This is a genomic window from Candidatus Chloroploca asiatica (genome assembly GCF_002532075.1).
GTDB classification, from domain to species: Bacteria; Chloroflexota; Chloroflexia; order Chloroflexales; family Chloroflexaceae; genus Chloroploca; species Chloroploca asiatica.
Genome location: NZ_LYXE01000153.1, coordinates 1 through 13,517, shown reverse-complemented (window position 1 = coordinate 13,517; position 13,517 = coordinate 1). Strand labels below are relative to the sequence as shown.

The following is a 13,517-nucleotide window of genomic DNA, read 5'->3' as shown; positions in this document are numbered from 1 at the left end:
TGCGGACACCCTTTTCAGACAGCCTCTCAGGATCGAGGGAGCCACTGCTTGTTATGCCCGCAGAAGCGGGCACGCCATGTGCGCCGTAACACGTTCCTGGCTTGGGTTCCCGGGAATGACAGGGTGCGTTGGCAGCGCTGTGATGACGGTGGAAGTGGGGCTACGGTTTGCTCTGGGCCTGGAGGCGGGCGAAGAGGTGGCGGCGATGGTCGCGTAATCGATTTTTGTAGTCGGTTGTATGAATTGAAGCGGTGGACATGATCAGTGCATCTTCGCCATTATCGGTGTAGTAGCGTCGACGATTTCCAACGACCTGAAAGCCATACTTGAGGTAGAGTTGTTGGGCAGTATGATTACTTACCCGTACTTCAAGGGTAAGCATCTGTGCCGACAACTCATAGGCGTGATCAATCAGGGTCGTGAGCATCAGTTCACCGATGCCGCGACCACGATGGATCGGATCGACCGCGATGGTTGTTACATGGGCCTCGTCGAGAGTCACCCAAAGCCCCCCGTAGCCAACGATAGGATTGGTTGCCTGAGGGGGCAACTGAGAGGGCATACCCAGCAAAAGCGTGCTGACAAGCTGACTGAAGATACCGGTTCGCTGCGCATTCGGTACCCCGCCATTCTTGCTGAGCGACGTAGGGGGAGAGCCGCTCGCCTTGGCAACGACATAGCGACAACTCTGGGTATTGCGGACTTCGCGGCGATACGTATTGGCCGACCAGGATGTCGTAAAACTTTGCTGTTCAATGGCCTGAACGTAGGGCACGTCATCCTCGACCATTGGCTCAATAAAATAGTACATCTGGCCGGCACAGATTCCTATTGTGGCAAAGCCACGGCTGACTCAACAAAAAAGACACTCTGGTAGGCACCATCACGCCCAAAGCCGCCACCGGTCTGGAAGCGACCGGTCACCTCAACGAGGCCCCAGACAAAGCTATTATTGGGTCCAACATTCAGATTGGCCGATTGATCAGGCGGAAAGCCCTCCATCCAGATAGGAGCACCCAGCGGTTGCGGCCCAGCCCCATCTTCCTCGGTACTCACACCCTCAGCGAGCACATAGATGACGGAATTCCAGAAATAATACCCACGGGTCGTAATCGTCTGCTCGTGGTACTGTTCCGGATTGCGCTGAAGCTCAAAGAAACTGACTTTACCCTCACCGAGGGGCTGATCCTCAATGCGATTTTCGACGCGACGAATGCGCTCAATTGGTTCCGCCGACGTGATGGTCAGTTGATGTTGAAACTGCCCATTGGGGCCAAAGCTACCGCCCGAGTCAAAGCGACCGCGCACGCGGACAAAGCCATAGACCGAATCACCGGGGCGATGGAGGTGTTCGGTTACCTCGGCAGGGAAGCCCTCAACCCAGATCGCCTCACCGAGTGGTTCGGCATCGAGGCCATTGTCAAGGGTACTGACTCCGAGGGCCAGCACCGAAATAGTCGGATCGCCGGGGCGCCAGAGGTAGGCCCCATCAACGGTAATGTCCTGCCCACTGAACTCTTGGGGACTACTGGTGATCTGCTGGACATAGAGTGCCGAACCGGCAAGGGGACTCGTAGAGGTACACGTTGCCAGCATCAGCAAGAGCACCAAACAAAGAGAAACGAGCGACAGGGCTCGCCATGGTCGCAAAAGCATCGAAACAGCCTCCTCAGCTTGTCAGGTAGATTCCCGACAAATCGGGCGCATGGGTGTCATATGGCACAGCATAGTGCGATGTAAACAATGCCAAAACAGCTGCTGGCAGCAGCGCTTCAGCCTCACCTGGATTATAGCAGAAGCCGCGCAGCGGGGCAACCAGGGGCCAATTAGGGGAATTTCCCTTCAGATCGCAAGGAAATTCTTGACATCAGGAGTCTAGGTCAGTATTATGAGCATACTTATGGCAGCGTAAATCCATAACCTTCAATTTTCGCACAGCGTGGCTTCATCGTGGGTTGCCTCGTATCGTGCACATTAACAACCGCATAGGAGGCTATTGTGATCGAGCTATACTGGGCTGCGCTGGCCCTGGTAGGGGGTATAGCCGCTGGTCTGGGCATAGGGATTGCGTGGACGAATTATGGAGCCAACGCCCTGGTTCAGCGCAAAGCGGCTGAGTCTCGCCTCCTCCTCGAAGAGGCGCGTTCCCAGCAGAAAGAACTTTTACTTCAGGCCAAAGACGAAGCGCTGCGGGTGCGCAATGACGCGGAAGCAGAACTGCGCGAGTCTCGGCAAAGCCTGCAAAAACAGGAAGAGCGCATTCAGCGCAAGGAGGAAAACCTCGACCGAAAACTGGAAAGCTTTGAACGTCGTGAGCGGCAACTTCAGGTACGTGAACGGCAGACCGAGCAATTGCACCAGGAGGCAGAGCGGCTCAAGCACGAACAAGTGCAAGAGCTTGAGCGGATCTCGCAACTGACGCGTGACGGGGCGCGCGAGATCATTCTGGCGCAGGTTGAGCAAGTTACCCGTGATGATTCAGCGCGGCTCATTCGTGAAATAGAGCAACAGGCAAAAGATGAAGCCGAAAAGACGGCACGGAAAGTCATCGGACTGGCTGTGCAGCGCTGTGCCAGTGACTATGTGGCAGAAATAACGGTTTCTACGGTGAACTTGCCGGGCGAAGAGTTGAAAGGGCGCATTATTGGTCGTGAAGGCCGCAATATTCGTGCCTTTGAGCAGTTCACTGGTGTAGATATTATTGTAGATGACACCCCCGAGGCTGTGACGCTGTCGTGCCATGATCCGGTACGGCGTGAAGTTGCGCGGGTTGCCTTGACTCGCTTGTTGAAAGATGGACGCATCCATCCGTCACGCATCGAAGAGGTCGTCCAGAAGACTCAGGTTGAGATTGAACATGTTATGCGTGAGGAGGGTGAACGCGTTGCATATGAAGCGAATGTACAGGGCTTGCATCCCGATCTAATCAAGTTGCTCGGGCGACTGAAATATCGGACAAGCTATGGGCAAAATGTCCTCCAACATTCGCTTGAGTGCTCACTGTTGGCAGCGCATATGGCTGCTGAGTTGGGGGCAAATATTACGGTCGCCAAGACTGCGGCCCTGTTGCATGATATTGGCAAAGCGGTCGACCACGAAGTCCAGGGACCGCATGCGCTCATCGGCGCAGATATTGCACGTCGGCTGGGTCGTTCACCCAGCATTATCCACGCCATCGCGGCTCATCATTACGATGAAGAGCCAACGACTATCGAGGCCTTTCTGGTCATTGCCGCTGATGCGATCTCGGGCGGGCGACCCGGGGCACGCCGTGAAACGCTTGATCTCTATATCAAGCGCCTAGAAGCCTTGGAAACCGTGGCAACATCGTTTCCAGGGGTACAACGGGCCTTTGCCGTGCAGGCTGGGCGTGAAGTTCGCGTTCTTGTTCAGCCTGACCAGATTGATGATCTTGCCAGCATCCACCTGGCCCGGGATGTCGCCAAAAAGATCGAAGAGAGTCTGCAGTATCCGGGCCAGATCAAGGTGACGATCATTCGCGAGACTCGAGCAGTTGATTATGCACGGTAGCATGGTACAATTCCAGTACCGCAAGTTGTAGACAGCATCGTAACCGGAAGGAGGACTGGGCACTATGAGCCTTGGGATGCCGTCTGATGACCTGCCGATCGAATCATTAACAACCGACCCTCAGGAGGACAGAATGACTAATGCTCAGTCATTACCCATTGCGCGCGCTGTTGGGGCCAGTTCACCCGCTGCGGGTGAGGTCCAGCGCTCCGCCGAAGTCTTAAAGGTGTCTACTCGTTCACGACCAAGTGCCGTCGCTGGCGCAATTGCTGGCGTGATCCGCGAGAGCGGCATGGCTGAAGTTCAGTCGATTGGGGCCGGGGCTACGAATCAAGCGATCAAGGCCGTGGCAATTGCACGCAGCTATTTGAATGAAGAGGGTATTGATATCATCTGTATCCCTTCGTTTATTGACGTGGCGATTGACGATGAAGAACGTACCGCTATCCGTTTGCTGATTGAGCGTCGTTAGCCTTCTGTGCGGCCAGAGATAGGAGCGGGCTTTGCATGCGCCGGTGACTCGGGACAGAACCATGAGACCTGTACCTGGGCCACCGGCGTGTGTTGTGTTACGGTCAGCGTCGCACTGCATACACACTCTGCGTTGAGTCGGGTGGAGGTTGTGGTCTTTTATGGAAGAGATTACGTCTTTTTTGACCGGTTATCCGCCTTTTGATCAGTTGCCTCCTCAAGCTGTCACACGGGCCGCCCGGGGGATGCAGATTGAGTATTTTACCGCTGGTCAGACAATTCTTGAGTTTGGCGGTGCTCCGGCAAAATTTTTATATATTGTGCGCAAAGGTGGCGTTGATCTGTTGCGCGAAACTGGGAGCGAGATTGAGATTTTTGATACCCTCGGTCCTGGTGAGGCTTTTGGGTATCCGTCGTTGATCCGCGATCAAGCTCCGGCGGTGACGGTACGAGCCCATACCGAGACCCTGGCCTATATGCTCCCCTCGGAACTGTTTCATCGCCTTCGTGAGGAAAATCCGGCCTTTCATCGCTTTTTTGCTGCCGTCGCTTTTGATCGGCTCGGCTTCGCACTGAAGGTGCGCCAGGATAGAGCCGATCCGGCGCTCTTTCAGACGCGCCTCGGCGATCTCGTGCGACGTTCGCTGATGGTGATTTCACCCGATGCGACGGTGCGTGAAGCAGCCCAATTGATGAGCAAAGAGGGTATTTCCTGTCTCTTGGTTGATCTTCCGCCTATTGGCATACTTGATCATAATACGGGGATTATTACCGATCGTGATTTGCGGAATCGCGTGCTTGCCGCCGGCCTTCCGGCTGATACGCTCGTACGTGAAGTGATGACGGCTCCGGCGCTCTCGTTATCAACTGAAAGTCTGGCCTTCGAGGGCCTGTTGTTGATGCTCGAACGGGGTATCCATCACCTGCCCATAAGCGAACAGGGGGTTGTGGTTGGGATGGTGACTAACACCGATATCCTGCGCCGCCAGAGCCGCAGTCCCGTCTTTTTGCCCCGCCAGGTTGATCGGGCGACCGGGCTTGATGAACTGCGTAACTATACTGATCAGGTGGCAATGACCGTCAGTGGGTTGCTTGATGCGGGGGCACGGATTGCCGATATCGGGCGGGTAGTCGCTGTGGCCCATGATGCCTTGCATCGCCGTCTCTTGCGTGATATCGAAATGGAGATCGGGCCGCCGCCGGTGCCCTATGCATGGGTCGTGTTGGGTAGTGAGGGGCGCCTCGAACAGACGCTGCGCACCGATCAGGATAATGCCCTGATCTATGCTGATGATGCCCCCCCTGAGGCAGCAGCCTATTTTCGTAAGCTTGCCCATATGATGGTCGAGCAGTTGGTGGCGTGTGGCTTTCCGCGCTGTCCCGGCGATGTGATGGCGACCAATCCGCAGTGGTGTCAACCGCTTGCTTCCTGGCAGGCGATGTTCCGGCGCTGGATCGATGTCCCCGAAGAAGAGGCGCTGCTGCGTAGTTCGATCTTTTTTGATTATCGTCAATTGTATGGCGATCTCGATGCCGAGGCGGGGTTGCGCCCGGTGATCGCACGGTCTCAGGGCAATACGATCTTCCTCGCTCGCCTGGCTCGGGCAGCCCTGCGTGCGACACCACCGTTGACCTTCTTCCGTTCGGTGGCCCTTGACGACGAACGCATTGATCTCAAGACACGCGGTACGGCCATGGTCGTCGATCTGGCCCGCCTCTTTGCCCTCGAAGCAGGTCGCACAGAAACCGGTACGCTTTCGCGTCTCCAGGCCTCGTGGCCGACGGCGAGTGTCAGTCAGGCTGCCGCTGAAGGCCTTGCTGATGCGTTTGAATTGCTGAGTCTCTTGCGGCTGCGGCATCAGCAGCAACAAATTGCTCGTGGTGAGGAACCGACTAATCTGGTCGTTTTTCCTCAGTTGAGTCCACTGGAACGCCGTGAATTGAAAGAGTCGCTACAGATTATTGCCCGGATTCAGCGTTCTGTGGCAATGACCTATCAGACGGGACGCTTGGGCTAGGGTTGGGCAGCGCAAGAAGTGACAGGGTGTTTGTGGTTGGTAGAGCGTTGAGAAATTACCGCAGACGTAGTTTTGTTTCTTTGGACGGGCATTGCCCTCCACACCTCCTCTGAGCAGGGTTCAACAGGTATCAAGGGTGCGCGTAGATACCTGTTGAGCCATGCGTACGCAACGACTGCGGGGCATAGAGGCCATCAAATCGGGGGGTGAACATGGTGTTTTTACGGAACTGGGATCTCTTCCGCAAACGCGAACGACCAGCTGTTTTACAAGCGTATGAAGCAGGGCCATGGCCTGATCCTCGTTCGCACTGGCGCGATGCGAGTTATGTGGTGCTTGATGTTGAGACGAGTGGTCTCGATCCGCGCCGTGATGTGTTGTTGGCGATTGGTCTGGTCGGCATTGAAGGGGGCCGTATTCGCTTGGATACGTGTTGGCGTACGTTAGTTCGCCCGCCTGAAGGCTTTCTCGTTGATGCCAGTTCGATTCGGATTCATAACCTGACGCGTGCGGAAGTGGCCGAGGCACCGACATTTGATGCAGTGTTGCCCTCTCTGATTGATCACCTGGCCCGACGCATCTTGGTGGTGCATGTGTCTCAGGTTGATGTTGGCTTTTTGAATCGAGCTTTGCGCACGAACTATGGAGGACGGCTGGCCGGGCCGATCATTGATACGGCGCGTCTGGCCATGCGGCTCCATGATCGGGCGCAGATTCTCGGCGAAATTGCCCACGAGCAACCTGCCCCGGCGATTCAGTTGCGTGCGCTTGCCACCAGTATGGGTTTGCCGGTGTTCGGTGAGCACGATGCGTTGAATGATGCCCTGACGACGGCGCAACTCTTTCTTGCCCAGGCGGCACGCCTTGATCCCAAGGGCAATCTTTCGATTAAGAGTCTGTTGCGCAGTGGTGGGGTGTAGACACTAACTCAGCGCAAGCACACCATTGGGCGCATAGGGCACCAGCGACTGCAAGCCAGGATCCCTCAGGTTGAGTCGTACAGGTTGTGGTGAGAGCAGCATGGGCAAGCCGAGGGCGCGCACCCATGCTTCGTCGTTTGCGGCTTCAGACGGGCGTGGGCCTGCCCGATCAGTGATGAAGGCGAGCTCGCAGCGGTCAAACGGTAACCCACGACGCACTAGGTCGCCGGTTGCTAGCCCAAGGATCACAACCTCAGCCGATGGATCGGCCAGCAAACGACGCGCCTTGTCAAAGGTGGCTGCAGGATGGCTTACCACATGGCGCGCTGTGGACTGATATGTGGTGACCAAATGGCTTACTGTTGCGGCGCGTTGCTCTTCGCCGGTGACTGCGATCACCGTCACGACACCAAGGTCATCCCAGGGTACCGGGGGCGGCTTTTCCCCAGACCCGGCGACCTGTTCGGGATCAATGCTCCAACCTTTTGCGCCATAGCCGATCTGCAGCAACCCATCCTCGCGCATAAAGGTTGGCAAGCCGCGTTGGTACGCTTCGGCCATTAACTGGAGGATCGCCACAGGGAGTGCTTCGCGCCGTCGTCGGGCCTGCAAGGTGTACAGGGGGGCGTTACGATCCCATTGCTCATCACCCAGGGCCTCGTGGTTCATGCCGGTGACGACATATGCGCAGAGCGCGGCACCGATGCCGGGCATGGCGGTATCGAAGGTTGCCGTCATCAGCACCCCCTCGGCGTCGGCGTCGGCAGTGACGTCGAGATTGGCGAGCACCAGGCCAATAAATTGCGCCGCATCTTTGATAGCGGATCGCATGCGGTCGCTGCGGTGCTGATCCGAGCGCACCAGCAGCATCACCCCCGGTGAGGGCGAAAGAATGTTGGGGCCATCGTAGGCCACGAGTTGAATGATTTCAATTGGTGAAGTCATAGCAGTATGGTATCATTTTTTCGCATTCCTGGAAAATCGGAGCCAGCATGAATGACTATGCCGTGTTGCACGAGCCATATGCCGAGCTTATACGGGTGGCTTTGAGCCAGGCCAGCCCTGAGGGGGCCGTTGTTGCCCTTGATCTTGCTGCTGGTGATGGGCATAAAACGGCGTGGCTTGCGGCTATGAGTCAGCCCGGTGGTTGCGTGCTAGCGCTTGATCTTGATCGCACGCAGCTTGCCGATCGCAAGAGTGCAGGTGTGGCCTATCTCGTTGCCGACACTCACCATCTGCCGCTTGGCACGGCGCAAGTCGATCTGATCTGGTGTGTCGCGGCACTCCACCTCTTTGCTGATCAAGCGGGTGTGTTGGAGGAGATACAGCGGACGCTGCGACCTGGAGGAACGGTCGTTCTTGCAGTGGCTGGCGACTACTGGGTTCGGCGGCGTACCTGGCCTGCCGGATCGGTGCCGAGCGCGATGCAACCACCAGAACCGGCTGACGATCTGGGAGGCACGCTGCGGCGTACTGTTGAAGCGAGTGGTTTGGCTGATGTGCGGATCGCGGCCTACCTGCTTGAGGCAGCCGATCAGCCCGTAGAGCTTGCCTGGATGCCGCTGGTGGATGCGGCCACTGTTCACTTGAAGACCGCGTCAGCGGCAATCGGCGCACCTGGCTTGCCGGTCAACATTGGTGAACCGGAAATAGCCGCCGTCTTGCTGATCGTCTCGGGGCGCAAGTGCGTCGGGTAAGGAGAGAGAGGAGCGTATGGCAGAGCATACCAATGAAGCAGGAATTGTCTGGTACGAAGGACTTGGCTTTGATATCGGGGCGCGGGTCGAGATTACCGACAGCCGCGAGATCCCGATCAGCGGGGTTACGACGGGAAGTGTGGTTGGGTTTGATGCAAGTGGGCCACGACCAGGCGAGGCTTTCATTCGTGTGCTCGTGCAACCTGATGGGCCAATGGCAACGATTATCGCTCTGCCCCCGTCAGCGCTGAGCCCGGAGGCTGGAGGTAATCTGCTTGGCCTCGCGCGTACTGTCCTCACCGGGCTCGAACAATCCATGCGCCCCGAACAGTTCACGACCCTACTGACCTGGTTGACGAGTGAGCAAGCACGGGCTATGGCCCAGGATCCTACGATTCGGCTACAGCGCATCCGCAGCGGGAATGTTTTTATTCCTGGGCTTGTTTTACCAGAGGTTGTTGAGTTGGCGGCAGCGCGTTTGGGAGCGCGGGTTTAACGCCAATACGTTGCAAATAAGGCGGTTCTTTTGACGCAAAGGCGCAAAGGTTTTCGTGTAGGTGAGCGAACCCTTCGCGCCTTCGCGTGAGCTTATTTGCAACGTATTGGGTTTAACGCAGCGGCGTTGAGCGGTTGGCACGCTTTGGTCGCGAGCCTTGACGATGGACAGTGAATCGGTTAGGCTGTCTAGGAGTATATCGAAAGGGGTAGCCAGACCGATCTATGAGTATAGTGACGCTTATCTTATTTGCCATTGGCTTTGTGCTGCTGCTTGGCGGGGCCGAACTGCTTGTGCGCGGCGCCTCGCACATCGCGTCAGTGCTGGGCATTTCGCCCCTCGTGATCGGGTTGACGGTGGTCTCGTTTGGCACGAGTGCGCCGGAATTGGCGGTGAGCTTTCGGTCATCAATGGATGGGCAGTCGGCCATTGCGCTGGGCAATGTGGTTGGCAGCAATATCTTCAATGTGCTCTTCATTCTCGGCCTTTCGGCGATCATTGTGCCGCTGGCAGTTGATCGTCAGTTGATCCGGCTTGATGTCCCGCTGATGATTGGGATCTCGCTGCTGATGTTTGTGATGGCGTTTGATCGGCACATTGGGCGCCTTGATGGGTTGATTATGGTGACGGCGCTGGTTGCCTATCTCAGCTTTTCGATTTATCAGAGTCGCTGCGATCATGAAGCAGAGGAAAAACGTAAGGCACTTGAACACCACGTCCTGCCTGAGAAGCCGCGACAACTGGTGCTGCATATCTTCTTTGCCGTTGCCGGTCTGGGGTTGCTTACGCTTGGGGCGCAGTGGTTGGTCGATGGGGCCGTGGAAATTGCGCGCTTTTTCGGGTTGAGCGAGTTGATTATTGGGTTGACGATCATTGCGGTTGGTACCTCGCTGCCCGAGGTTGCGGCCTCGCTTGTGGCGGCTGTGCGTGGTCAACGCGATATCGCGGTAGGCAATGTGATTGGCAGCAATATCTTCAATATTCTCGCCATCCTGGGTTTGACCGGTTTGCTGATTCCCAATGGGGTGAATATTCCTGTTGAGGCCTTGCGGTTTGATCTTCCGGTGATGATCCTTGTCTCGTTCGCGTGTCTGCCCATCCTCTTTACCGGTTATACTGTTTCGCGTGGCGAAGGGATGCTCTTGTTTGGCTATTATCTGGCCTATACAGGCTTTTTGATTTTGAATGCGATGCAGCACAACATTCTGGCTCTCTTTAGCTCGGTGTTTGGTTTTGTGCTTGTGCCCATCACGTTCGTTGGCATGTTGGTGTTCTTTGTTCGGGCGCTACGACGCCAGGGTTCTCCGTGGATGATGCAGCGGTAAATGATGCTACAGCTAACCCTTGATCACCCCCATACGCCCCTGGCATGCGCCCGCATCTTGACGATCAGCGCGCGTGCGCCGCAACGTGGGCTTGCGCTGGCGCAAAGGGCTTGGCACGCTGCGGTTGATCGTACACCCGAAGAGAAGGCCCATGCGGCGATGACGCTTGGGATTGCGCTGTTGCGCTGCGATCAGATCCACGCGGCGTTGGCGATGCTTGAGGTTGCCCGCGAAGGCTGTGCGACGCTGGGGTTATCTATCGCCGGACTCTATGTCCAGCGTGCACGGATTCAGGCGCTGCGGATGCTTGAGCAGATCGCCGATCCGCTGGCCGCTGTGCGTGAACTGGCTCAGGCGTTTGCAGCGGCTGGTCTGCATGATGAAGTGCTCCGCACGCGCATGGAGGAGGTTGCGCTGCTGAATCTGCGCGGGCACCAGCGCGAGGCCTTGGCTCTCGCCGAGGAGCTCCAGCCGACCCTCGAGGATCTGGGCACGCTGGCTGATCATGCCCGCCTTGCGCGCTCGTGCGGGATCGCGCTCTCAAATATCAGTCGGCTCGATGATGCTCTTGATGCCTTTGCGCGGGCTCGGGCTTGGTTTGAGGCGTTCGGGTACGGGTTTGATGTGGCGATTACGCGTGCTGAGGCGACGATGATTGCGTTGCGTCGTGAAGATATGGCCGGATGCATTGATGAGTTGTATGCATTGACCAGGATCTTTGCCCGCTACGGCAGTGAGCAGAACATCGGGTATTGCGAAAAGCGGATTGGCATCGCGGCCAATGGTCTGGGCCGTTATGATGAGGGCATTGCCGCGTTTAGTCAGGCGCGTGCCCGTTTTCAGGCCCTTGGGCGGGCGTCACATGTTGCGGAATGCGACCTGAATCTTGGCAATAGTGCCTATTACAGTGGTCTCTTCGAGCTTGCCCTCGCCTCGTATCGGCGTGCCGAAGCAAGCTTCGAGCGCCTTGGCTTGCGGCCACAGGCGATCCTGAGTCGACGCAATCAGGCCCTGGCCCTGCGGCTGCTGCAACGTTCCCACGAGAGCCTGGCGTTGCTTGAGCCAGTGGCCGAGGAATTACAGCAACTGGGCAACCGGCTTGAGTATGGCGAGGTGTTGCAAGCGCAAGCCTATGCCCTTGATGATCTGGGGGCCGGTGAAGCAGCGCTGGAACGGTTTCGACAAGCCGAAACGATCGTACGCCGCGAAGGCAATCTGCCCTCGGCGGCCGAGAGTATGATCGAACAGGGTTGGATCCAGTTGCGCGCCGGTGATGCCGCTGCTGCTCGTGAACGCTTTGAGGCAGCCTTGCCTCACCTTGAGGGTCGGCTGAACCATCGCTGGCGGGCGCTGTATGGGTTTGGGCGTTGCGTCGAGGTCATGGGCGATCGCACAGCGGCCCTGGGCCACTATCGCGCCGCCGTTCGCCTTATTGCCGACCTGCGGCGGCGTCTGGCGAGCGAGCACGCCTCGAGCGGGATCTTTCAGATGGCAATGGATCTCTTCAACGCTTCATTGCGCCTTGCCCAGGAGCTCGATGATCCGCAGGCCGTGGTTGAACTGGCCGACTCGCAGCGGGCGCTGGCCTTGCGTCGCCAGATGAACAGTTCGCAGGTATGGGTGCCCCAGGAGTTTCAGGGTGAACTGGTGAGCAATAGTGCTACGCTCAGCGAGGCACTGAATCAGAAGATGACCGGAGCCGCGCTTGATGCCGCATTGGATGGTTATGTTGACCTCTTGTTGCGGGCACGTCACCAGGTGCCCCTGCCCCAACCACCCGAAGTGACGCCGGATCTTGAGGAATTACGTGCGGCGTGGTCGGTGGCCTATCCCGAAGGATGGATGGCGCTCTTTTACCTTGAGGTTGCAAGTGGCATGCTTGCCGTGGTTGTGACAATTGATCGGCTCGTACTCTACCCGATTGCCGATGACCAGACCCTGCGGCAGGCGCTCCAACGGGCGACGCAACCAGCGCGTCGCATGATGACGTATGGCGGTCTTGGCGATCCAGCGACGTGCTGGGCTACCCTGGAGACGTTGGGTGAGCGGTTGATTCCTCGTGAGGTCTGGAGTGCGCTGGAACCAGCGCAACGCCTGCTGATCGTCCCTGCTGGGATGCTCCACGCGATCCCCTGGGCCACTTTGCGCATGGAGGGCCGCTGGTTGGTCGAATGTGCGACAATCCAGATCCTGCCGGCGCTTGGCACCTGGTCAACGCTCTATCGACGGCAGGCCACGCAGCGTGCCGGCTTGCTGCTAGGCGTCAGTGAGTTTGGCGAGCGTGCCAAAGCCTTGCCAGGCGTGGCGCTGACGCTCGATCTGGTGGCTGAGCGCTGGCAAGGCCCGACGGAGCGCTGGGAGAACGAGGAGGCCACTCGCGAACACCTGTTGCGTGCGGCGTCCGAGGGTACGCTGCGACAGTTTGGCCTGATCCACTTTGCCATGCATGGACAGGTCTATGCTAGCAAAGGCTTGCTGGCGCATCTCAAGTTATGGGACTCCGATTTGCAGGCTGACGAGGCGATGCGGCTGCAACTGGATGGAGCGCTGGTGGTGCTTTCGGCGTGTGAAACCATGGTGAGCGAAGTCTTGCCTGGCGAAGAAGTCTTGAACCTGGGACGCGCCTTTCTGGCGAGCGGCGCACGCGACGTCATCGCGAGTCTCTGGCAGCTCTATGATCGCGCTTTGCCTGAGATGTTACCGCCGCTCTACGACCGCCTCAGCCAGGGTACCGATGCACCGACAGCCCTGGCGGCGAGTCAGCGTACCCTGATTCAACGTGCCCGTACCATTGCCAGCGACGATCCTGATGCCATCCTCGTTTCACCGCTTGTTTGGGGGAGCCTGACCGCCATGGGCGGGGGGTAGGGGTTTAGGTTCGAGCGGCAAGCTTTGCTTGCCGCTCGAACCTAAGGGTTCACCTTTGGGGTAACAGGCAAAGCCTGGGAGCGAGGGCGTCTCGCCCTCGCTCCCAGGACAAGTTAGGGCTACGTCAAAGTGGTAGGGACACCGATCAGGGCAAGTGCGGCCCCCACGGAAGCGGCGGTCGCGCGCACGGC

The 13,517-nt window shown here is 57.8% G+C and carries 11 protein-coding genes; 8 read left to right on the top strand and 3 right to left on the bottom strand.

The window, feature by feature from the left end:
• Nucleotides 1-160: 160 nt before the first annotated feature.
• Both rimI and A9Q02_RS18395 read right to left on the bottom strand, forming a co-directional pair.
• Nucleotides 161-811, bottom strand: coding sequence for a ribosomal protein S18-alanine N-acetyltransferase (gene rimI / locus A9Q02_RS18400; RefSeq protein ID WP_097654540.1), 651 nt, complete (start codon nt 809-811; stop codon nt 161-163).
• Nucleotides 812-828: 17 nt separating this feature from the next.
• Entirely contained in the window at nt 829-1,656 is an 828-nt protein-coding gene (locus A9Q02_RS18395) for a hypothetical protein (RefSeq protein ID WP_097654539.1), read from the bottom strand.
• A gap of 342 nt (nt 1,657-1,998) precedes the next feature.
• On the opposite strand from A9Q02_RS18395, the gene rny reads away from it, so the two are divergent.
• The 4 genes from rny (at nt 1,999) to A9Q02_RS18375 (ending at nt 6,940) form a co-directional block, all read left to right on the top strand.
• On the top strand, nt 1,999-3,531 hold the full coding sequence (rny, locus tag A9Q02_RS18390) for a ribonuclease Y (protein WP_097654538.1): 1,533 nt from the start codon (nt 1,999-2,001) through the stop codon (nt 3,529-3,531).
• A 133-nt stretch (nt 3,532-3,664) separates the two neighbouring features.
• Nucleotides 3,665-4,003 (top strand): stage V sporulation protein S, encoded by a 339-nt coding sequence (locus A9Q02_RS18385; RefSeq protein ID WP_281256926.1) that lies wholly within the window; start codon nt 3,665-3,667, stop codon nt 4,001-4,003.
• 160 nt (nt 4,004-4,163) lie between these two features.
• Complete coding sequence (locus A9Q02_RS18380) at nt 4,164-6,020, top strand: DUF294 nucleotidyltransferase-like domain-containing protein (RefSeq protein ID WP_097654536.1); 1,857 nt, start codon at nt 4,164-4,166, stop codon at nt 6,018-6,020.
• Nucleotides 6,021-6,232: 212 nt separating this feature from the next.
• Nucleotides 6,233-6,940 (top strand): 3'-5' exonuclease, encoded by a 708-nt coding sequence (locus A9Q02_RS18375; protein WP_097654535.1) that lies wholly within the window; start codon nt 6,233-6,235, stop codon nt 6,938-6,940.
• A 3-nt stretch (nt 6,941-6,943) separates the two neighbouring features.
• Here A9Q02_RS18375 and A9Q02_RS18370 read toward each other — a convergent pair whose 3' ends face one another.
• A complete protein-coding gene (locus tag A9Q02_RS18370) occupies nt 6,944-7,885 on the bottom strand; it encodes a DUF4938 domain-containing protein (protein WP_097654534.1) in 942 nt (313 codons plus the stop codon).
• Between the two features lie 47 nt (nt 7,886-7,932).
• Between A9Q02_RS18370 and A9Q02_RS18365 the strand changes: the two genes are divergently transcribed.
• From A9Q02_RS18365 to A9Q02_RS18350, 4 genes are all read left to right on the top strand, one after another.
• Nucleotides 7,933-8,637, top strand: coding sequence for a class I SAM-dependent methyltransferase (locus tag A9Q02_RS18365; RefSeq protein ID WP_097654533.1), 705 nt, complete (start codon nt 7,933-7,935; stop codon nt 8,635-8,637).
• A gap of 16 nt (nt 8,638-8,653) precedes the next feature.
• Entirely contained in the window at nt 8,654-9,133 is a 480-nt protein-coding gene (locus A9Q02_RS18360) for a hypothetical protein (protein ID WP_097654532.1), read from the top strand.
• Nucleotides 9,134-9,357: 224 nt separating this feature from the next.
• Entirely contained in the window at nt 9,358-10,458 is a 1,101-nt protein-coding gene (locus A9Q02_RS18355) for a calcium/sodium antiporter (protein WP_097654531.1), read from the top strand.
• Complete coding sequence (locus tag A9Q02_RS18350; protein WP_097654530.1) at nt 10,459-13,326, top strand: CHAT domain-containing protein; 2,868 nt, start codon at nt 10,459-10,461, stop codon at nt 13,324-13,326. It abuts the gene before it with no gap.
• Nucleotides 13,327-13,517 lie beyond the last annotated feature (191 nt).